Annotated in this window: 15 protein-coding genes; 7 read left to right on the top strand and 8 right to left on the bottom strand. The window is 63.4% G+C overall.

Annotation, left to right across the window (positions count from 1 at the left end):
* Positions 1-11: 11 nt before the first annotated feature.
* The 4 genes from LG385_RS09605 to LG385_RS09590 form a co-directional block, all read right to left on the bottom strand.
* Positions 12-827, bottom strand: a complete 816-nt coding sequence (locus LG385_RS09605) for a hypothetical protein (protein WP_225774071.1) — start codon at positions 825-827, stop codon at positions 12-14.
* Positions 811-4,827, bottom strand: a complete 4,017-nt coding sequence (locus LG385_RS09600) for a hypothetical protein (protein WP_225774070.1) — start codon at positions 4,825-4,827, stop codon at positions 811-813. Before LG385_RS09600 ends, LG385_RS09605 begins: the two co-directional genes overlap by 17 nt.
* Positions 4,827-8,006 carry a hypothetical protein gene (locus LG385_RS09595; RefSeq protein ID WP_225774069.1) on the bottom strand — a complete coding sequence of 1,060 codons (3,180 nt, stop codon included), beginning with the start codon at positions 8,004-8,006 and terminating at the stop codon, positions 4,827-4,829. Before LG385_RS09595 ends, LG385_RS09600 begins: the two co-directional genes overlap by 1 nt.
* Positions 8,007-9,315: 1,309 nt before the next feature.
* Complete coding sequence (locus LG385_RS09590; protein WP_225774068.1) at positions 9,316-9,654, bottom strand: hypothetical protein; 339 nt, start codon at positions 9,652-9,654, stop codon at positions 9,316-9,318.
* An 82-nt stretch (positions 9,655-9,736) separates the two neighbouring features.
* Between LG385_RS09590 and LG385_RS09585 the strand changes: the two genes are divergently transcribed.
* Together LG385_RS09585 and LG385_RS09580 are read left to right on the top strand one after the other, a co-directional pair.
* Positions 9,737-10,732 carry a hypothetical protein gene (locus LG385_RS09585; RefSeq protein WP_225774067.1) on the top strand — a complete coding sequence of 332 codons (996 nt, stop codon included), beginning with the start codon at positions 9,737-9,739 and terminating at the stop codon, positions 10,730-10,732.
* Positions 10,733-11,337: 605 nt separating this feature from the next.
* The gene (locus LG385_RS09580) at positions 11,338-12,444 is read left to right on the top strand and encodes an SMP-30/gluconolactonase/LRE family protein (RefSeq protein WP_225774066.1); all 1,107 of its coding nucleotides are present in this window, start codon (positions 11,338-11,340) and stop codon (positions 12,442-12,444) included.
* Between the two features lie 9 nt (positions 12,445-12,453).
* Here the strand turns inward: LG385_RS09580 and LG385_RS09575 are convergent, their stop codons facing one another.
* Positions 12,454-13,191 (bottom strand): SDR family oxidoreductase, encoded by a 738-nt coding sequence (locus LG385_RS09575; RefSeq protein ID WP_225774065.1) that lies wholly within the window; start codon positions 13,189-13,191, stop codon positions 12,454-12,456.
* A 184-nt stretch (positions 13,192-13,375) separates the two neighbouring features.
* Here LG385_RS09575 and LG385_RS09570 point away from each other — a divergent pair, with 184 nt between their 5' ends.
* On the top strand, positions 13,376-14,563 hold the full coding sequence (locus tag LG385_RS09570; protein ID WP_225774064.1) for an MFS transporter: 1,188 nt from the start codon (positions 13,376-13,378) through the stop codon (positions 14,561-14,563).
* Between the two features lie 14 nt (positions 14,564-14,577).
* Here the strand turns inward: LG385_RS09570 and LG385_RS09565 are convergent, their stop codons facing one another.
* The gene (locus LG385_RS09565; RefSeq protein ID WP_225774063.1) at positions 14,578-14,952 is read right to left on the bottom strand and encodes an AprI/Inh family metalloprotease inhibitor; all 375 of its coding nucleotides are present in this window, start codon (positions 14,950-14,952) and stop codon (positions 14,578-14,580) included.
* Positions 14,945-16,357 (bottom strand): serralysin family metalloprotease, encoded by a 1,413-nt coding sequence (locus tag LG385_RS09560; RefSeq protein WP_225774062.1) that lies wholly within the window; start codon positions 16,355-16,357, stop codon positions 14,945-14,947. Before LG385_RS09560 ends, LG385_RS09565 begins: the two co-directional genes overlap by 8 nt.
* Before the next feature lie 209 nt (positions 16,358-16,566).
* Between LG385_RS09560 and LG385_RS09555 the strand changes: the two genes are divergently transcribed.
* Entirely contained in the window at positions 16,567-17,016 is a 450-nt protein-coding gene (locus tag LG385_RS09555; protein ID WP_225774061.1) for an acyl-CoA thioesterase, read from the top strand.
* On the opposite strand, the gene LG385_RS09550 is transcribed toward LG385_RS09555, so the two are convergent.
* The gene (locus LG385_RS09550) at positions 17,007-18,470 is read right to left on the bottom strand and encodes a PLP-dependent aminotransferase family protein (RefSeq protein ID WP_225774060.1); all 1,464 of its coding nucleotides are present in this window, start codon (positions 18,468-18,470) and stop codon (positions 17,007-17,009) included. The genes LG385_RS09555 and LG385_RS09550 overlap by 10 nt on opposite strands.
* A 483-nt stretch (positions 18,471-18,953) precedes the next feature.
* Here LG385_RS09550 and LG385_RS09545 point away from each other — a divergent pair, with 483 nt between their 5' ends.
* The 3 genes from LG385_RS09545 to LG385_RS09535 all read left to right on the top strand — a co-directional run bounded on the left by LG385_RS09545 (position 18,954) and on the right by LG385_RS09535 (position 20,901).
* Positions 18,954-19,283 (top strand): hypothetical protein, encoded by a 330-nt coding sequence (locus LG385_RS09545; RefSeq protein WP_181120806.1) that lies wholly within the window; start codon positions 18,954-18,956, stop codon positions 19,281-19,283.
* Positions 19,284-19,415: 132 nt separating this feature from the next.
* Positions 19,416-20,513 (top strand): tartrate dehydrogenase, encoded by a 1,098-nt coding sequence (locus LG385_RS09540; protein WP_225774059.1) that lies wholly within the window; start codon positions 19,416-19,418, stop codon positions 20,511-20,513.
* An 82-nt stretch (positions 20,514-20,595) separates the two neighbouring features.
* Positions 20,596-20,901, top strand: a complete 306-nt coding sequence (locus LG385_RS09535; protein ID WP_225774058.1) for a DUF6482 family protein — start codon at positions 20,596-20,598, stop codon at positions 20,899-20,901.
* The last annotated feature ends 18 nt before the right edge of the window (positions 20,902-20,919 follow it).

Below are 20,919 nucleotides of genomic sequence, written 5' to 3'. Positions count from 1 at the left end.
CTGGGCAGCCCTCATTGAGCGGCCCCTGACATGTCTACTCCCAGCCCGGCGCCCTGGTTCGGGTCTTCGAAATCCAGCGGGCTGTAGGGCAGGCCATACAGCACCGCCAGCCGCGCGTAATCCACCGGCGTGTCGCAATCGTGCCATAACAGGTGTGCGCTGCGTTCCCAGCGGCTCTCTGGCATAAGGGGCCAGGCGCCATAGGCATCTGCCTCACTGGGGCGCGGGTGCTGCGCCTCATAGTGACGGTTGGCATCGCAACATGAACGGTGAAGCGATCGCGCCAGGTTGTGCACGTAGCCTTCCACGAACAGCGGTTCGTTCAAGCAAGTGCGCTGACGCAGGCTTTCGTAGGGCCCGCCGTTGCGCCAGCTGGGCACATGCAGGCCGATGCACTCGGTACGAAAGCCGAAGCCGCTGCCAGTGCAGCGCTGGCTATAGGTGGCGTACTGAGAATGCCAGGCCAACTGCTGCAAACAAGGTAGCCAGTTCACCAGCGGTATGAACCGCCGCGACATTTTCACCAATAGCTCCAGCCCCAGGTGCTCGGCCCATTCCAAACCCTCAACGAAGGCCGACAGGTCACCCACTGTATGCCGCAAGCGGTGCGGGTTGCAGCTGAATGCCACCCCGTATTGAGCACACAACTGTCGCAGCACCGGCCCCTGACGGCTGCCGTCGTCATGTACCAGCACAGGCACTTGCGGATAGAAGCGGCAACGGGATTCCAGCGCCAGGTGTACGTAGGGCAAAGCCGCGAAAGTAGCGATCACCAGCCCCACACGTGGCTCGGGTGAGCAGAGCAATCGCTCACTGGCCAAGGGCATGGTGGTCCACAAACACCAGCCGTCGCGCCTTGCGGTCCGGCGGCGCGGCTAACCCCGCTGGATTATCGGCGAAATACACCTCGTACTCGGCGACCACTAATCGATAGTCACCCGGACTCCGTGCCAGCTCCACCCGCCCATTCCAGAGCACGGGCGCTTCGCCCGGGCCACCTTGCACCAAGGCTTCGGGAAGGCGTAGCCAGCCGAAATCCTCACCCAGGCGCGGCTCCAGACGTTCCACCCACACCTCCACCTCGCCCTTACCAATGTGCTCGGGCCCTTCGATATAACCGGTACCCGAGAGCGTGACTTGCCACTGCCCTTCGGCCACCGCCGCAATAGCGAGCACCCGATCGGGTACCACGGAGATAATGTCGGCGAGCACACAGTTGGACAGGTGTGCCCCCGGCTCAGAACTCGGCTGGTAGCGTGCCAGGGCAAGGCGAATGAAGGGAAAGTACCCTTCGTGAACGATGTTGATGTCGCAAAACCACAGGCGACGCTCGGCGTCCCATCGCACGTCGTGGGGCGCCACGGCCACTGGCAGTGTGCGCTGCGAAAAACCCGGCGGCGCAAGCTGATCGGTGTTGAAAGCCCCGGGCGGTTGGTCCGCTTCGGCGGCAGGTGCATTCGGCGGCAGCCAGGCGCCTTGCGGGTCGGGCGCGGTGCGGGCCAGCGGAAAATGCTCCAACCGGGGCGCAAGGCCAGCGACGGCCGGCGCGCTCCATGCCGGATCGCTGCCCCACTGGGTGACGTATTGGCGCAGGGGGTGGCCAGGAGGGTCCGTATTGGGCTCGCCTCGAAAACCGGGCGGCGGCAATACCACCGCCAACATTTCGCCATAACCGGAGCCATTCCAAGGGCCATCAAGGTAGACACGAAGGCCACCGCGGCGCTCGATGCGATGACCACCCTGATCGTCCGGGGCTCGCACCCACTGGAAAGTCGGTATCGCATACAGGTAAACCGGTGCCGCCGGTGGTGCCGAATTTAACACCCACGTGGTCACCGGCTCGCCAGTGACCTTGATGTGTTCATCAGTGGGGGCGCCGGTTTCGTCGAGCAACAACGCGGGCGGCAAGCATTCACGAAAGCGGGTGGTGGCATCGAACCAATAGGCTATTCGTCGGTAGTGGGTGCTTTGCATTTCATGCACCCTGGGTACCAGGCGCTCATCGGCCAGCGCGTTGATGCCGACCACATCCGGTGCGCTGAGGGTGTGCTCGGGGTAACCGCCAGCGGCGTTACCGTCGAACACCGTTGCATAGGTCAGGCGGTCGGTAAGCTTGACCGAAAAAGCGACATCTTCACGCTGCCGCGCCTGGGGCTCGCTGCCTGTGTCCACCGGTTCGTGCCAACGGGCGAGCAAGTCCAGCCGGTCGGTAGTGGCAATGGAGCAGCCCACCTGTAGCATTGGCCGTACTGACGTTGCGCCAAGCGGCCGCGGCAGCATGGCCACCTGAGTGACTGTCGGCAATTTCAACGGCCGTTGTACCGCGTGCACCACCGATATTTCCTGCCATGGTGTGAGCATCCAGTGCTGGCCCGCCAGTGCGCGCATTCGCTGCGCCGCCTGGCTGGGTGCATCCAGCCACTGGAAGATCCCCAAGGTAGCCAACGCCGCATCATCCAGTTGGCACGACACCCGTACCCGCGCAGTCACTCCTTTGGGCAAGGGGATTAGTACGCGGCGGCTGGCCAGGTCGAAACGCGGCTGCCCGGCCTCGTCGTCGTACACCTCCAGCATGAAGGGGCTTGCCTGCGGCCAATCTGTTTCCGGGTACAGGGGAACGCTGATGATGTGTGTAGAAGCAATGTTGGGGTGATCGAAAATGCGCACGGCCACGCGGCAGGCATAAGGGTCCGGCAAGTAGGTCATGGCACGGCCTGCCTCGTGCACGGCGAACACGGTCGGGCCGGGCATTGGCAAGGTCACCTCACGCAATACCGCGGCCGGGTCGCGGCCGTCAAGGTCGTGGCTGTGCGCAAGCAGAGTGAACGTGGCCGCGCTCAAGCGGCCGGCGTCATCCAGCATGCCGTGCAGTTCCGCCTCGCGGGCGCTCACGCGGGCCGGGAGTAACGCGCGCCGGGCGCGCTCGCTGCTCACTTCAGTAACGTCCTCGGGGGTATCGTTGAAGCTGCGGATCACCATATGGCCCATGGACTCCCCGGGGCCCGGCGCTTCAATCACCCCGTCGCTGGCGACCAGGCCGAGCACCGGTGCCACCACGGGTTCGAAGCGCAGGAACGGCAGCGCCTGAGCGGCCGGTTGCTCTGCGCCGTAATTGCCGGGGATGTAGGGCAGCGAATTACCCGCCAGGTCCACCGCGCGGGCGCGGAACCAATAGTGGTGGCCGTAGCGCAACGGCGGTAGCGAAAACGGCACCGGCTTGAAGGTCGAGGAGAACTTCAACCCCGGCGGAATCACCGCTTCGCTGCCAGCCGGCGCGGTGTCTACACTGTCGTCGGGCTGGATATTACGCCCGGGCGGCGGCGCTGCAAGGCTCCATCCGGCCCAGGTGACAAGGGCTTCGTGCAGCGAAATAACCTTCGAGTTGCTGGCAGGGTCTGGCGAAGTGGTCGCGCCCAGCCGCACGGTGCCCTCTTCTTCGCCATCGGGTTCCACGATCAGTGCACCGTCGTTCAGCGAATAGCGTGCCAGCCGCCGACACAGCGACTCCCAACGGTCCTTGCTGGCATCCCAGATGTCGATGCGGTAGCCGCGCACCAAGTCCTCGGCACACAACTCCACCGCAGCTGGCGTGCCGGCCAGTTGCTGCTCTACCGCGTTATTGCGCAGCTGATTCACCGCAAAGCGGCTCTGTAGCCAGGCACCCCGGTGGCGCTGCACCAGCATCCAGCCTGCCGTGCGCAAGGCTGGCGCGCCAACGGTGTCTTCGTAGCGGGTAACAGCGTTTACGCGCTGATCAGGGCCCAGCCGCCGGCCCAGCGACCGCGCGAAATTCATGACCTTCAGCGCTGCGCCGTCGATGTCCGCCTGCAATAACCCGATACGCGCGGGAGCAAGGTCCAGCAAGCCCTGGTTGAGCGGAAAGTCCGCCGCAGGGTCGGTAACCGCCGCGAACACCGTCTCGCTCAAGGTGGTACGGGTCACGGGCGCGGCGGCCGGAGTCGCGGTGACCTTCAGGCTGCCGGGCGGGAAGCTCACCGCTACCTGCAAAGCCAGATCGGCACCGCCAGGGAAGTGCTCAGGCGATAGCATCACGTCCAACACCAGGCCCAGCTTGCGCAGCAATACAGGATACGACCCCATGGCCCCGGCGATCTGGTGAAAATCCAGGGTACCTGCGAGGGACTCGGGCGCTGGCAAGGGCACGCGGGTGTGCTCACGCCAGCGGGCCTGGATGCGCGGGTCATCGGTGCGCGTGGCTGTGTGAACGACCGGTGCCGCCAACGGCATATGAAACTCACGGAACGCCTGTAGCACCAACAGCAGTTCTTGTGAGGCCTCCAGGCCGCCGTCACTGCCGCGGATCGAATCCAGCCTGCGTACCGCCCCAATCCACTCCCCCCAGCCTGGGTTTTCGATGAAGTCCGACACCTGGGGCAAGGCGTCTCCGGCGCTGGAAGCCAGGTCGCGGTACAGGCCCTGCACCCGTTCCATCAAGCCCACGCTGTCGAATGAACGCACCTCGTGCCCGGACAAGTCCTGGAAGACGTAGCTGCGCACAAAGGTGTCAGCGGTGAACAACGCGCGCCACACGGCCGAATCCGCAAGCCCCAGTGTCGGGTCCAGGCGATCCTCGGTGCCGCTGCCATCGGCCGCCACGGAAACGGTGGTGCCCTGGCAGGTGATGTCGATGCGGGCGCCGCTCAGGGTGTTGGGCCAGTCTTCCCAGTCCGGGAAAAAACTGGCCAATCGCGCCGGGGCGGCCTGAGCATCCAGCCGCGGCGAGATCAATAGCGACAGTCGCAGCCATTGGCCGTCGGCGCTGTAGCCGTTAGGCAGCGCCGTGCACACCAGCGACTGGCGGACCATCAGAGGCTCACCGGGGCGAACGCATCGCAATAGGTTGCCCAAGTGTGGTTATCCGGTATCTGCTCGATGAATTTAGGGTCCCCTTCGGCGCCGGAAAATTCCCGGCGGCAGTGCACCGATACGGACGTGCTGAACATCAGGATTTCGATCTCGACGGTGAGCTTGGCTTCGCCGTACACCAGGGATTTGCCGCCTTCTTTCAAGTAACCCAGCTGCAGATTGAAGGTCAGCGATACCGAGATCAGCGCCAGCACGCACAACTCGCCATGGATCCGCACGTAGCCCGCCAGCTCCACGCTGCCATCCCCGGGCGAAGGTTCGAGCCAATGAAAGTAAATGCCCGCCTTGACCTCGACACTACCGGAAGCCACCCCCAGGTTGATCGCCACCACGGCGCCGAACTCCAGTGCGGCTTCGATTTCGTTCACCCCTGCCGCGGACACACCGATGCCAAAGAAGCCTCCACCGCCCAGCAACGAGACGGTGAGGCTGAACGGCTGCTCACGGCGCGAGAAATAGAAATTCACCCGCGCGGGGGTGCCATCGAACGGCAGGTTGAAGCTGGCGCTCAGCGAGGCATTCGCCAAGGCGAATATCCCCACCTCAACCGCCGGCAAGGTGAGTGAATACGCTGCGCTGATGCCGCTGGGCGTGACCGCGATGCCCGAGCCCTCTGAAAACCCGCCGCCTGGAATCAGCGATCGCAGGCCGTTGACAAATTCCAGTGGCCCGCCGAAGGTCACGGCTTCTTCGCCCTGCCGCAGTTGCACAGAAACATCCGGCTTGCGCCCGCGCTCGGCGCTGAAGTTCAGGTGCTCGAACCACAGGATCACGAAGCCGAACAGGTTGATCTTGAAATTGTTGAGCGTTGCCCGCGCCTCACACGTGGGCTGCGCGGCGGGGTTGAGCGGTGTGCGCACCAGGCCGCTCATGGTCAGGCGCGTCTCGGGCCCACTGGGGTCGGCGCGGGGAATGATCAGGTTGCGGCCGTCGCTTACCGAAATCACGCTCTCCCAGTCGAAGCGTGCTTCGGCGTAATCAGGCAGCTGCGTGGTGAGCATTTTTGGCACTTCACCTCCGGCCAACGAGGCACTCGCCTGAACGATATCGCTCAGCGTGATACCACCGAGCAGGGTGGCGTCGCCAAAAAAATCCTTGGGATCGAACCTGGAGTTCACTGCATTGGTCAGCGCCTGGCGCACGTCATCCAGGCCGTTCACCGCCTGACCCGCGACCGGCCCCGCCAGGCGCGACAGCCCCAGCAGGTTCATTTGCGGCGCGGCCAGCGCGCCCAAGGCGTCGCTTTTGGCGTCGCTGGGTTTGCCGCCAAAGCTCAACGGCAGCGCCGAGGTGAGTTGCAGGAACACCTGGCCAGCGTTGGCACCCGCGTCGAAGCCCTTCTGTGCATACACATCCGGATAGGCGACCTCGGAGACGAATCCCGGCTTGCCCAGCAGCTTCTGCACCGCATTGATCGCCACGGTCGCGCGTTCGATTTCTGGATAAAACGCCGGCTCCGCGCTGGCGTTGGTATTACCGGCCTGGAAGGTAATGTCCTCAGTGGAAAGTCGCGTATCCCCCGCATTGCCTTCGCCGACCGGCGCATAGGCCACCGGGCTACCCCCCAGGGAGGCCCGACGTTTTGGCCTGACCGCAGCGGCGTTATAGGCCGCCTTCAGCGCCGCGATAGCCAGAGGGTTCTGGTTGGCAGGCTCGCCCACGAACAACAGCGGCATGGAGAAGGTGACCCGGTTGCCGAGCAGGTCGGTGGCTGCCAGATCGAAACGGACATCGGTCATCTGAGCCGCGCCGCTGTCGACGGTCATCGGCCAGAACAGCATCCGAGGCGCGATGCTCGCGGCCTGATAAGGGTCGCCAGCTGTTGCCGAAGCGGCCAGCGCGCTCAGGCCGAACCCTGGCTCCACGAGGTCAGGCGTCGCTCGGGTAAGTACCTCGACCTGAGTGAACGGAAAGTCATGCCCGTGATGGGTATGGCCCGCGCCGGTATAAGCCATGCGCGGTTGGCGCACCACCACAAAAAATCGCTGGCGCAGCACGGCCACCCGCGCCGAACCCAAGCCGTTGACCGACTGGAACTGCCGCTCGGTCACCTTTACCAGCGAGGCCGGATGGCGGAACGGGCACAGCCAGCCGGCGTATACCACGCGCACCTGATGGTCGCGCCCAAGCGTGGCCTGGTGCCGCCATTGCTGCAGGTCGATGCCTTGCGGCCGGGTATCCCAGTGGCCTTCGGCATCCAGCAACGCGCCAAGCGCTGACAAGTGCAGCCGTTTCGCCTCGCTGCCTTGAGGCACATAAGCGCGGCCATTGGCGCGGGTGGCATCGAAGCCGGCCATGAGGGTCACCAGCATCGCCCGGTCGACCAGGTCCAACGGCATGCGGATCAAGGCAGGGTTGCGCCGAGGGGGCGGCGGCCCTGGCAGGCTCATCAGTGCGTACAGTTCGCTCAGCCGGGTGAGTGGCCGGTAATCCTCGGACCATATCGCCCTGAACCGGCTGGGGCTTTCCGGGCCGGTGGGCGCATCGTTCCCGGCCAAGCGGGTATGCCACAACTCGGTGCGGCCCTCATGCACTACCGGCCACGGGCTGTGCCGCCAGCGCGCGGGTGCCAGGGGTGAGCTGAATACGCGGTAAGGCAACTCCAGCGCGGTAACGTGCGCGGCGGGCCTTTGTGGCGGCAGCCGCAGCGCAGGCGGCGGCGGTGCCGGCGTGACAGCGCCGTCTGCAAGACCCACCGGCACCACTACGGCGGAAATCACCAGGTTGGAGGGCTCGGGCACCGCGCTAGGTGCCAACTGCATGAGCCAATCACGCAGCGCTGCCAACACGCTGGGTAAGTCAAATGCCACAGCAGACACCTCGGGCGGCATCGCCACCACAATCCGGCTAGCGCCAGCCATGCGTATCCTGGCCAATGGCAAGGTAGTCGGGATCCGCTCATCTGTGCCCGCTACGTTCTGCTTCGGATAGTGCGCGTCTGTCGTCACTTCAAGCGGCTGTACCGCGTCGCCGTCGCTCTGCTGTGCCGTTTGCAGGAACGCTTCTTCGCCGAAGCTCTGCGGCGGGAAGGTAACGGTGATAAAGGCTTCGGCGGCAGCGCGTTCCAGGCGTGGGGGCCCTTCAAAGAAGGCCAGCCCGTTGAAGGTCAGGGTACACACCAACAGGTCGTCGGGCCGGCGCACCTCGATCTGGGCCGGGAACCGGAAAGGCGTGCCTGTCCCCTCTTCCGCTAGCGGTACCTCGGCTTCACTGCTATTGCCTGGATGGTCGCCCTCAAACGTGTCGGTGCACGGCGTTGGCTGCGGTGCACAGGGTGGATAAGGCGGGTACGCAGGATACGGTGGGAAAGGTGGGTACGGCGGATAGGGCGGCCATGCGGCGCCGCCGGACACGTGCGCATTACCGGGGGGGCGACGGCTGAGTCGAGGGCCTGGCGCTTTCACGCAACGTCTCCTGAGGTTCAAGAGGACAAGCCGCGAAATGCATGCGAACGGCCCTCACCCGAGGGCGGCCACTTCAGATTAGCCATCTCTGGAGGAACTGCTAGAGTTTCGTGAGGCAGCCGCGGGCGCGCGCCGCCTGTCCTCACGGAGAAAATCCCGTGGCTGCTTATGGCAATGACGATGAACGCTGTGACGATGCACTGCTCGGCACCCTGATCGAGGTGCGTCGCTACCTCGAGGCGCAGGGGGAAGCGGATCGCTGCATGGATCAGGCCCTGTGCGCCTTGGCCGAATCGCTCGCGCAACTGCAGTGCACGCTGGGTGAAAAGCAGGCTGGGTGCAGCCCCGCCTCCAGCGGCCATCCAATGATGCCGCCTTACCCGCCTTACCCGCCTTACCCGCCGTATCCGCCTTACCCACCTTTTCCGCCGTTTCCGCCCTACCCGCCCATGGCGGCCTGTGGTTGTACACCCAACAATTGCGTGCCGGTTGCACCCGCGCCAGCCCCGGCGGCTGCACCTTCCCCCACCCGATCTCCGACGTCGACGCCGGCCGCTTCCTCGGCCCCGTCCAGCGTGATCCGGTAACACCCTGCCCGGAAGGGCGATCAGGAGGTTATCGACATGCCGTACCGTGAACCACCGCGCGAGCCCGATCTGCGTCGCCGTATCGGGCGCCTTCGAGAGGAGCTGGAGCAGTTATGCGACAGCCGTCGATCACCTGCGGCTGACTGTTCGCAGGATAACCGCGCGGTGCAGGATGAGCTGCATCGGATCAAAGCGTACCTTTGCTCAGAGGCGTGCGATGAGGGGCTGCGCCATGAACGCCTGAAGCTTCTCGAGGCCTTGTGCCGCACGGTTGCGTGCCTGGCGCAAGAGGTGGAACACGTATGCGCGCCGCAAGGCCAGCCTGCGCCCTGCGCGCCATACCCGCCGTTTCCACCCTTCCCACCCTATCCTCCGTATCCACCCTACGCACCTTATCCGCCCTATCCGCCCGCACAAGCCAGCTGCGCGCCGCCGACTTACCCCTGCTCGCCATCATCATCGAGCAGCAGCTCGCCCAGCCGATCGCAGCCTCCCTCCAGCAGTAGCTCATCGAGCAGTAGCTCTTCACGGCCAAGCAGTAGTTCTTCGTCCGGCAGCTCATTGCCATCGAGCAGCAGCGTGTCCTCCAGCAGCAGGTCGTCGCTGCCCAGCAGCAGTTCATCCTCAAGCAGTTCGCTGCCGCCCAGCAGCAGTTCGTCGTCCAGCAGCAGCGTGCCGTCCAGCTCCAGTAGTAGCTCCAGTGAAAGCTCGTCCAGCGAAAGTTCCGGGAGCTCAAGCAGCAGCTCCAGTTCGGCGCCTGCGCTGCGCCGGGTCATCCTGGCCAGCGCCAGCAATGCCGGGCATTACATCAACAACTTTATCGCCCGGGAAAAGAACGCGCTCAATGTGCTCGGCCTGATGCTTAAAGGCATTTGGGATTTCGACAGCGAAATCAGCCAAACCCCCGACCCCGCCAACCCCACACAGTTCGTGACCGACACCAATGCCTTCCCGGTCGCGCCGCCCGGTGTGGGGAAGCGGGCGTACTATCAAAGCGCATCCTTCAGCCTGGGCGATGAAACCGTCATCGTACGTGGGCCCCGGGCTCGCTGGGCCAACTACACGCCGGCCACTACGCTCGCGGAAGTGCCGCCGCTGCCGCCGTTCGCGACCAACAGCGCCGTGGGCGGCGCCAGCGGGAACAACAACAAAGATGCGGTGGGCTCGGTCAATTTCCTGCACCACTTGATTCGCGATTTCATGTTCCTGGATGCGGCGCGCAGTGACGATGCCACTCAGGGCGGCACGGACGCTGCCGTTTCTCAGGCCACGCGGCAATTCACGGCGGTGCGTAACGACACCGCGTTGCAAGCGCCTACCCCGCAGCCACGCGCGAGGTACACACGGGGGACGGGAACACATGCGTTCGAGAAACAGCTGTTGCTAAGCGCCGTGCCTGACGTAGAAGGCAATAACCTGCCGTTTGACCTTGGCGCTAGGGGCGTGAACTACTCGGCGTTACTCTATGAGCTACAGGGCAACGGCGCAGTTGTAAGCCCCGATTGGCTCGGGGTCGCTGTGCCGCCGGGTTTGAAAAACTTCTCCAGCGTAGTGATTTACTTTCATCCCACGCCTTCGCAGGCGCTGTACGCTGACCAGGACTACCCCGCCAAGACCTCCAGCGGCCCCAACCGGGCGGACTGGAAAGAATTGTTCGGCTATGTAGATCGGCTCGGTGGCCAGCTGTCGGGCGCGGTGGACGAAAACCCTCTGTGCAGCCAACTGGTGATTTGCCCGTTCATGCGGCAGGCCGACGTCGGGACCGCAGGCATACTGCCCGAGCAGTGGTACTTCATCGTGAGCGATATCTTGAACGACGTGCGAAGCCAGCGAGAGCTGGGTACATTGCCGTGAGCGGGCGCGCGGCGAATCGAGGGCAATAAAAAAACCCGCCGTAGCCAAAGCCGGGGCGGGTTTTCATTCCAGACCATCCAACGTCCTGTTGGCGGCCTCCAAGGCCTCTGGTCGATCATCCTTGATACCCGGCACCTGTTCCGTGGCGCCGTTTGGATGTGTGTAGATTACGGCTATCGGCGAGGCGGCAACAGAGGCGATCCTACCGCTGCGGTGTAAGCGATTGCCTACACGGCACGTGCGTGTTGGGCGAGGCGGTTTTGGGTGCCGTCGCCAGCGCCTCCTGAGTCATGCCCAAGGACTTGCGCTCAACCCTTATGGCGCTGCCTAGCTGCACGGTCGTATCAAACACTGTCATGGCCACCTCTATATTCCCGATCGGGAATATTTTCACAAAACCGCGCCAGATATCCCTTCGATATTCCCGATCGGGAATATTGGGTCGAGCAAGGTCATCCCATTGCTTATGCTCTGTATGACATCCTATGACTATCCCGTGCTAACCTCCGACCGCAGCGTTCGCTTTCGCTGGCCCGTAAAGGCGTCTGGCAAGCGGCCCCGCACTCGCTTCGCACACTATAAAAACAATCGTGGGAGAATCGAAGATGGGTAACACCGAACAACTTGTGGGACAACCGGCTACTAACTCCCGGCGTTCGTTCCTCAAGCAATCAGCGGCACTGGCAACCATGGTCGCCGGCGTAACGGCGCTACCGCGTACGGGCTTGGCCGCCGAGCCCCTCAGCGAGCGCTATCCTGACCCGCTGATCGAAGTCCTGGACGATAGCTTCATGAGCTATCGCGTGTTCAACGCAGGGGTGGAAAAGCTTGCCACGGGCCTGCACTGGCCTGAAGGCCCGGTATGGTCTGGCGATGGTCGCTACCTGCTGTTCAGCGATGTGCCGAACAACCGCATCATGCGCTGGGACGAGATCAGCGACACCCTCGGTGTATATCGCTACAACTCCAATTTCTCCAACGGGCTGACCCGCGATCGCCAGGGCCGGTTGATCGTGTGCGAGGGTTCGACCACGTCCACGGAAGGCCGCCGCGTGACCCGCACCGAGCCCGACGGCAGCATCACCGTGCTGGCGGACGGGTTCGACGGCAAGCGGTTCAACTCGCCCAATGATGTGGTGGTGAAACGTGACGGCTCGATCTGGTTTACCGACCCGCCCTTCCAGACCGGCAACAACTACGAAGGCCACAAGATCACCCCGGAGCTGCCAGATGCGGTATACCGCATCGACGCCCAAACCCTGAAGATCACCCGGGTGATCGAGAACTTCTCGGGGCCCAACGGGCTGTGCTTCTCGCCGGACGAAAAAACGCTCTACGTGGTCGAGGGGCGCGCCAAGCCCAACCGCCTGGTATGGGCTTACACCGTCAACGCGGACGGTACCCTGGGCGAGCGCCGCAAGCACATCGAGGCCCTGGAGTTCGGCGCGCTGGACGGGATGAAATGCGACGAGGACGGCAACCTATGGTGTGGCTGGGGCAGTTCTGGCGCCCGTGAAGCCAAGCCCGAGCAGCTCGATGGGGTGAGGGTGTTCAACCCGCAGGGCAAGGCGATCGGGCATATTCATCTGCCCGAACGCTGCCCTAACCTCTGCTTTGGTGGCGCCGCAGGTAACCGGCTGTTCATGACCAGCTCCCACTCCCTGTATGCGCTGTATGTAAACACCCGGGACGCCACCTTCAAGCAGGGCTGAACCGGGAGGTCAGTACGGGCTGGCCGTGGGGCGCACAATCAACTCGCTGACGTCTACGTCGTCGGGCTGCTCCACGGCATAAGCAATGGCACGCGCGATAGCCTCTGCCGGGATCGCGACTTTGCGAAAGGCCTTCATTTCATCACGGCCGCCGGGGTCGGAAATGCTGTCGGCGAGTTCAGATTCGGTCACGCCAGGGGAAATAACTGTCACTCGAACGGCCGCACCTACCTCCTGACGCAGCCCTTCGGAAATCGCCCGCACAGCGAACTTGGTGGCGCAATACACGGCTGCAGTGGGGCTGACCGCGTAGGCGCCGATGGAGGCAAGGTTGATGATCTGCCCGCTGCCTTGTTGCTGCATCCGCGGCAATACCGCCGCAATGCCGTGCAGTACACCGCGGACATTCACATCGATCATCCGGTCCCACTCATCGACCTTTAGCGCATCGAGCCGCGACAAAGGCATTACCCCGGCATTGTTCACTAGCACGTCAATTCGGCCGAACGTGGCAACGGCGTGCTCCACGAATGCTTGCACCTGCTCGCGCTGGGTCACATCGAGGGCGCGATACGCCACCTCACCCTCGGCGGCCTTGATATCAGCGGCGAGGGTTTCAAGCCGATCGGTACGGCGCGCGCCCAATACCACGCGTGCACCTCGGCTGGCCAGCAGCCTGGCCGTTGCCTCGCCGATGCCGCTGCTGGCGCCTGTAATCGCTACAACCTTGCCTTGAATGTTCAGCATGCTGTTCCCTCCGTAATTGCCCTGAAGAATGGGCATGGAAGAAAGCCTACCTCTCACCGCCTGCCTTGAATTAGTCGATTCCTGCGGCAGGCTTGCCTGTTGCTTCCGGTAAAGCTGTTTCGAACGCCGAGGTTGAGCCGCTATCATCTGCGCCCTGATTGGTCAGCCCGCCTGCGAGGCCTCGTTGAACAGCCCTACATCCACTCCGTTGCCCATACCAAAGCCCGACACCCGCAAGATAATCGTGCTGGGCCTGTTGCAGATCCTGTCCTGGGGCGGGTCGTTCTACCTCCTCGGTGTACTTGCAGACCCCATCGCCGCAAGTACCGGCTGGTCGCATCAGGCGGTGCTGGCTGGGGCTTCCATCGGGCTTCTGGTCGCGGGTTTGCTGGCACCGTGGTGCGGCCGGCTGATTGCCAGGCTGGGCGGTCGCAGGGTGCTCGCCGGTCACGGTTTTTTTCTGGCGGCAGGCCTGGGTGTGTTGGCGGTTGCCCCCTCGCTGCCCCTTTACTGGTTGGGCTGGGTGATCATTGGCGTCGCTATGGCAGCGGGCCTTTACGACGCGCTGTTTACCTCCCTTGGCGCGACCTACGGGCTGGGCGCGCGGCCGGTGATCGTAGGCGTCACCTTGATTTCCGGCTTCTGCACCACAGTGATCTGGCCACTTCTCGCTTTCATGGTGCATACCCTGGGCTGGCGACTCACCTGTGGGGTGTACGCGATAGTGGCGCTGGTTGCGTTGTACCCCTTGTATCGTTATGCCCTTCCCGCTCCGCCCCCTCGCATTGCCAGCGCCAGGTCCACAACCGGTAACTCGCATGCCGTGCAGCCGAAGATCTATTGGGCCATGACGGTACTGTTCGCCATCGCTGCGGCGCTCATGACCTGCTTGTCACTGGTGCTGATCACGGTATTGCAGGCCCGCGGGCATAGCCTCGCTTCAGCCATTGCCTTGGGTGCGCTGATCGGTCCGGCCCAAGTGCTGTGCCGGGTGGTTGATCTGGTTGCCAAGCGCCAGGCGCCTCTGACGACCGCATTGCTGTCCAGCGGCTTTACCGCGTTGGGCCTGTTACTCGTGGACTTCGCGCCGGCTGCCGTTGCACTCGGGCTGGTCGCGTACGGCGCGGGCAATGGCCTGCGCGCAATCGTGAAGAGCACGCTGCCGCTGCTGGTGGGGCAACCGGAGGACTACGCCGTGGTCGCCGGGCGCATGGCCCGCCCGGCGCTGATTGCACAGGCACTGGCGCCCGTAGCCTGCGGGTACCTGTTGGCACACTGGGGCGCCGAAGCCATGATCGACCTGATGGTGATGCTCGCCCTGATCGCGTTCGGGTTGAGCCTGTGGCTGGCTCGGCTGATCAGCACCCGATAGCCAGGCGTACCTCGTTACTGACGCTCCAGCCATAACACCTGCCCGTCCCGGCTGCGCCCGCGGAACCGGTCCGGGCCAATCGGCGTGAGCATCAGCAACGTGCGGCGTTCACGGCTGGCTAAGGTGATGCCATCGGGTTTGCTGGCCCAGCTCGCGATCGTTTGGGCGCCCAGCCACTGACTTTCACAGCGTTCGCCGTTGCTGTCGGCCTGGCCGTCCTGGGTGAGGTGAAGGCGGCAGCCGCGCGCTGGCTGCCCCTCGGGAAACAACATCCAATCGCCGGCGACGGCCTGGGTGTTCGCAGGCGCCAGGCTGGTGGCAGCGGCAGGTAGCAGCGCGCTGCCGACCATCAGCGTGACCAGCAGTGCGCCCGTGCGTGCTTTAGACAAGGAAGTCACTGGTGTGGGCTTCGCCAAGGATCTTGATAACAAAATCCGCGCTGTGGTCCCCATTGAAGTCAATGGACAGGTTGGTGCCGTAGCTGGCATCACGAAGCACAGCGGCCCCGGCAGTGCCGTCCAGGGTTTTGGTGAAGTGGATGGTGTCGGAGCCATCGGTAGGCAACCCTGACAGGTCGATACGGTCATGCCCGCTGACGAAATCCATCAGCCGATCCGCCGCGGCAGCCGTGGAGTCAGACACTTTGAAAAAAACAAAGCTATCGTCACCCGCCCCGCCCCACAGCTTGTCCGCGCCGCCCTCGCCCGCGATCAAGTCGTTACCGGCATTGCCCTTCAATTCGTTGGCCACTTCATTGCCGATCAGGTAATCATTGCCCTTGCCACCGAAGGCTTTTTCCAGCGTCACGCCTTGGGCGATGGACACGTTGCCGATCAGGCCCCCCACATCCGAGAAACTCGTGTCGTGAAGGTCGATCTTCTGGTTCATGGTGTAGCCGGAGAAATCGAGGGTGTCGATACCGCCGCCATCCCACACGGAAAAAATCAGGGTGCTGGAAGAAGACGTGGCGGTTGACTCCGCGCGGTGGCTGCTGGAATGGAACCCATACACCGTACCGCCCGAACGGGTGTCTTCATTGGCGCCGTACAGCAGTTGCATGGCGGCGATGTCGTCCATCAGCGGCGCCGAGGCATAGGCGTTGTTGAAATCCTGCCCGGTGTTGTATTCGTCCCAGTAACTCATCACGCTGTAGGCGCGCGAATCCTCGGCGTAGGCCGCGTCGTCCTCGTAGCCAAGCACGCCGTTCCAGGCGTCGTAGTCGCCCGGGTGTGCGAGCCCCAGGCTATGGCCGATCTCGTGCACCAGGGTCTGGCCACCATAGGTGTTGACGGCGGCCTTAGCGTTGTATTGATAGCTGTCGCTCACCCAATACCAAGACTGCCCATCCCGGCTGCCGCCGGTGGGGTAATAGGCGAATGCCGCCTCGCCGTAGGAGGTGGAATAACTGGCGAGGGACAGATGGCCTTCGCCCCCGCTTGCCGCCTGGGTAAAGGTCACGTTCGCCACATCCGCCCAGGACTGCATCGCGAGCTTGGCCTGGGCGCGCTGTTGCGCGTTGAAGGCGATGAAATCCCCCAGGCTGCTGTCAAAGTCCGAGGGCTCCCGTTCGGTGAAGCTGTAGGTCAGCGCAACTGTGCCGTTGCCGTTGGTGTCGGTGTAATGGTAGCCGTAGCGGTTGATCTGAGCGGCCGCCTCATCCACGGTGTAAGACGGGTGACCATTGATGTTACCCGTCCCGCGGTCGTAGGCATGGCGGTATTCGTCCAGGCGTTGGTAAGCCTTGCTGGGTTTGGACAGGTCGGTGGCGGCAGCGGCAAGCTCAAGGTCAGACATCTCGATAACCCTACTATAATTATGGCGAGCGTGATCAGGCGCAGCCTGATGTATCCAAGCTGGCACATCTCTGGCATGGCCGCCATAAGGCTTTTGGCAGACGCGACGAAAGGCGCCGCAGCGCCAGATGACGTTACGGGCCCTGTTCCGTCGACGGCTGGCCGAGCGGTAAAACTGTGGCTACTCTCGAGCGAAAAAAAGGATAGACCATGACCGCTCGCAGCACGCCCTTGCCTCGCGGCGCCTTTTCACACTGGCAGCCGATTCAAACCCGTTGGGCCGACAACGACTGCTACGGCCATGTGAACAACGTGGTGTACTACAGCTGGTTCGATACCGCCGTGAACCGGTTTCTTCTGGAGCAAGCCCATATGAAACAGGGCGGTGATTGGCTGGGCCTGGTGGTGCATACCCACTGCGATTACTTCGCCTCAGTGGCATTCCCCCAGGCGCTGGAAATTGGCCTGCGGGTGGCCAGCCAAGGCACCAGCAGCGTGCGCTACGAACTGGCCCTGTTCCCCCTGGACAGCCAGATGGCAGCAGCACAGGGGCAGTTTGTGCATGTGTACGTGGATGGTGCCAACCGTCGGCCCCTGAGTGCCCTACCCGCCTCATTGCGCGCCGCGCTGCTGCCGCTGAGCCCGGCCAATCAAGAGTGAGCTACGGGTTGCGTGCGCGCTATCGCGGGTTCGAGTTGCTCCGCAAGTAGTTCACCGAGGGTCTGCATCGCGGCTTCGCTGCGGGCATCCCATGGGTGGCCACAGTTAAGCCGTACGCAATGGGTGAAGCCCTGGGTGGCCGAAAAGATAGGCCCGGGCGCCAGGCTGATGCCCATTGTTGCCGCCTGGCGAAACAGCCGTAAAGCATCCACCTTACGCGGGAACTCGAACCACAGGAAGTACCCGCCCTGGGGCTGTGTCACCCTGGTTTGGGCAGGGAAATACCGGGCCGCTGCCGCTAGCATGGCCCGCTGCTGGTCTTCCAGGCAGTGCCGCAGCTTGCGCAAGTGCCGGTCGTAGCCGCCGTACTGCAGATAGTCCGCAATGGCGGCCTGCGCAGGCACTGACGGTGAAATGGTGGTCATCAACTTGAGGCGCGACACCGCACCGGCGAAGCGCCCGGCTGCGGTCCATCCCACCCGGTAGCCTGGCGCCAGGCTTTTGGAAAACGAGCCACAATGCATCACCCAGCCTTCGCGATCGAAGCTTTTTACAGGCTTTGGCGGAACGGTCCCGAAGTACAGTTCGGCGTACACATCGTCCTCGATCAACGGCACCTGACGGCTGGCAAGCAGCGCACACAGCCGCGCCTTGTCCGTATCAGCGAGCGACGCGCCCAAAGGGTTCTGAAAGTTGCTCATTATCCAACAGGCCTTGATCGGCAGGCGGCCCAGCGTGGCTTCCAGCTGATCAAGGTCGATGCCATTGCCCGGGCGTACCGGTATTTCCACGGCCCGTAGCTTGAGCCGCTCCAGTACCTGCAAGGAGGCATAGAAGGCGGGTGACTCGATTGCCACCAGGTCGCCGGGCTGGGTCACGGCCTGCAGGCAGAGGTTGAGCGCCTCCATGGCCCCATTGGTGATAACCAGCTCATCTTCGGCTGGCTGTACGCCGCTCAAGCGATACCGTTGCATGATATGCCGGGCTAGCTCGGGGTTGCCCGCGGTCATGTCCGCGATGATTGCGTGCGGTGACAAGCGTTGCACCGCCCGGCCCATGGACCGGCCGAGGCGCCCGAGCGGGAATAGCCCCGGTGCCGGAAAAGCCGAGCCGAACGGCACTGTCGCCGGGTCGCGCAAGGAGCCCAGTACACTGAACACCAGTTCGCTGACTGCCACCTCCGTAGCGGCGGCGGGGGCCGATGTAGCAGGGGCTTTTGCCAGCCGGGGGCGCCCTTGTGGCTGAACGTAATAACCTGAGCGCTCGCGGGCCTGTATCAGGCCTCGGTCCTCGAGCAGGTAGTACGCGCGAAACACCGTGGCCGGGCTTACGCCATAGCGCTCACTGGCCTGCCGAACCGAGGGCACCCGTTCGTGGGCCGCCAGCACGCCGGTGCGAATCATATCCGCGATTTGTTCCGCCAGCTGTTCATAGCGTTTGAGCTTGTGCGCCATCGGGTTTCTCCTTCCCCGGCAATCATCCTTACGAGCGCGGGAAATAACAACCATCTGAGGAGCCCCGATAGGCCTCGGCTACCGCTTCAAGGGCAGATTTGCTGAATTGTCAGACAATATGTAGTGCCAGAATATTTTCACTACAAAACCGTTGACGGCAGCATTCCCCCCTTGCATTATGCAGACGTCTCCCCGATCGGGAGAGCTGGTAAACGACTTTGTGCCTGTCCGGCAAGCCGCCGGGCTGTTCCTGATGTACCTGCCCACAAGGCAGATTGGCCGGAAAGCTGCTTCCCCGAACACCGGGTTGGCGCCTGGCGCGTTATCGAGAGACTTGTGGGTGAACCTGCCGTCATCCCCTTCCGCATCCCGATTGCGCCCTCGCCCATGCCCAGCGTTCAGGTGTAGTGCCCTCCTGTCATCGCTACATCAGGTTCATACCAACCTCCAGACAGACCAATGAGCGGTATAGGAACCATGACCATGAATCTGAACGACGAACCGACGATCGACCAACTGGCCCAGTTGCTGGCTACCCGCAAGGACCGCAACGACAGCCATATCCTCTGGGTATGCGAAGCTGGCAACGTTCATGTCGAAGGCTTGGGCGCCCACGCCGAAGAGGCTCAGTTCGAGAGCCAGCGGCCGAGCATGCGGGCCCGGTTGCGCACTTACCGCCGTGGCCTGGGCTACGTCGGCAAAAAGGCTGCCGCTGACCGGGAGTTCGTGAGCCGGGTGCTGCACACCCTCAAACACGAGTGGCAGGCCGCCCAGGGCGCTTCGGGCATTCATGTGATTGACCGCTACTACTAAGTGTACGGCGCCCCCCTGGCGCCCTCTCCACTTCGCCCGGCCATTGCGCGCCGGGCTTTCTTTTTGCGCATTCGCTGGTAGTGGTTCCCCGGAGGCGGCACAATGCCTGCAGCCATTGAAGGGAGCATCGGCATGAGCAAGTCACCTCACCGCATCGCCGTCATCGCAGGCGATGGCATCGGCACTGAAGTCATGCCGGAAGGCATCCGCGCGTTGAATGCTGTCGCCGAGGTGTTCGACCTCCACTTCCAATGGGACCATTTCGATTTTGCCTGCGCCGACTATTACCTGGCGCACGGCAAAATGCTGCCGGACAACTGGTTCGAATTGCTCAAAGGCTACGACGCGCTGTACTTCGGCGCGGTGGGCTGGCCAGCGGTAGTGCCTGACCACGTTTCCCTGTGGGAATCCCTCCTGCAGTTCCGGCGGGGCTTCGATCAATACGTGAACCTGCGGCCGTGCCGGCTGATGCCGGGCGTGCGCTCGCCCCTGGCTGGACGCAAGCCGGGCGATATCGACTTTTATGTGGTGCGGGAAAATACCGAGGGTGAGTATTCAAGTGTTGGCGGTCGCATGTTCCCCGGCACCGACCGCGAGATCGTGCTGCAGGAAACCGTAATGACCCGGGTGGGTGTGGACCGGATCCTGCGCTTCGCCTTCGAACTGGCCAATCGCCGACCTCGCCGCTCGCTGACGTCTGCCACCAAATCCAATGGCATCGCCATCACCATGCCCTACTGGGACGAACGGGTGAAGGCGATGCACGAAGCCTACCCGCAGGTAAAGGTGGACAGTTTCCACATCGACATCCTCGCCGCCCATTTCGTGCTGCACCCCGATTGGTTCGACGTGGTGGTGGCCAGCAACCTGTTCGGCGATATCCTTTCCGATCTGGGCCCGGCCTGTACCGGCACTATCGGTATAGCGCCTTCAGCAAACATCAACCCCGAACGCACCTTCCCCAGCCTGTTCGAACCCGTGCACGGCTCGGCTCCGGACATCGCCGGCAAAGGTATCGCCAACCCCATTGGGCAGATCTGGTGCGGCGCAATGATGCTTGAACACCTGGGGCACTTCGAGGCGGGCGCCGCGCTGGTACGGGCAATAGAGGCGGTGCTGGCCGGCGGCCCGGACCAGTCGCCCCTCACCCCGGACCTGGGCGGCAGCGCCAGCACCCTGGCGCTGGGCACTGCCATCGCCGAGCAGGTGAAGCGCGCCGGCCGTGGCTGACGGTTTGCCTTGCGCAAGCGCTACTGAACTCGTGGCGCAGGCCCACCTCGAATGATGAAGACCCTGAATTGGAGGCAATCGCATGAAGGTTGAAGATCTCGCCAGCAAGGTAAAGGCCGGCCACATCCAGGAGCTGCGGCTGGTGTCCGTGGAAGGTGGCTCGTACACGCTCCACGCTCTGGTTGAGGGAGCGTCGCAACGGGTGCTCAATGCGGAGGGCGAAACCCTTCATGTGGCATCGGTGGATCAGGCGCGCAAGTTGCTCGTGAACGTGCCGGATACTGTGCCGCTGTATCTGGTGCAGCCGGCGGTGTACGACGAAATGGTAGGCCAGGACAGCGGCCCCACCGATTCCAGGGAACAGATCCCTCTACATAGCAGCCTCTGACACCTATGGACGTGCGCG

The organism is Pseudomonas sp. Marseille-Q5115, assembly GCF_916618905.1.
Taxonomy (GTDB): Bacteria; Pseudomonadota; Gammaproteobacteria; order Pseudomonadales; family Pseudomonadaceae; genus Aquipseudomonas; species Aquipseudomonas japonica_A.
Note: the sequence above shows the minus strand (reverse complement) of the source record. Positions and strands in the feature narration are given on the sequence as shown.

Bases quoted from the DNA above. Each gene is read 5' to 3' on its own strand.
- LG385_RS09600 (WP_225774070.1), bottom strand. From the start codon at position 4,827: ATGGTCCGCCAGTCGCTGGTGTGCACGGCGCTGCCTAACGGCTACAGC.
- LG385_RS09585 (WP_225774067.1), top strand. From the start codon at position 9,737: ATGCTTAAAGGCATTTGGGATTTCGACAGCGAAATCAGCCAAACCCCC.
- LG385_RS09560 (WP_225774062.1), bottom strand. From the start codon at position 16,357: ATGTCTGACCTTGAGCTTGCCGCTGCCGCCACCGACCTGTCCAAACCC.
- LG385_RS09590 (WP_225774068.1), bottom strand. From the start codon at position 9,654: ATGACCCGGCGCAGCGCAGGCGCCGAACTGGAGCTGCTGCTTGAGCTC.
- LG385_RS09535 (WP_225774058.1), top strand. From the start codon at position 20,596: ATGAAGGTTGAAGATCTCGCCAGCAAGGTAAAGGCCGGCCACATCCAG.
- LG385_RS09540 (WP_225774059.1), top strand. From the start codon at position 19,416: ATGAGCAAGTCACCTCACCGCATCGCCGTCATCGCAGGCGATGGCATC.
- LG385_RS09580 (WP_225774066.1), top strand. From the start codon at position 11,338: ATGGGTAACACCGAACAACTTGTGGGACAACCGGCTACTAACTCCCGG.
- LG385_RS09545 (WP_181120806.1), top strand. From the start codon at position 18,954: ATGAATCTGAACGACGAACCGACGATCGACCAACTGGCCCAGTTGCTG.
- LG385_RS09605 (WP_225774071.1), bottom strand. From the start codon at position 827: ATGCCCTTGGCCAGTGAGCGATTGCTCTGCTCACCCGAGCCACGTGTG.
- LG385_RS09555 (WP_225774061.1), top strand. From the start codon at position 16,567: ATGACCGCTCGCAGCACGCCCTTGCCTCGCGGCGCCTTTTCACACTGG.
- LG385_RS09550 (WP_225774060.1), bottom strand. From the start codon at position 18,470: ATGGCGCACAAGCTCAAACGCTATGAACAGCTGGCGGAACAAATCGCG.
- LG385_RS09575 (WP_225774065.1), bottom strand. From the start codon at position 13,191: ATGCTGAACATTCAAGGCAAGGTTGTAGCGATTACAGGCGCCAGCAGC.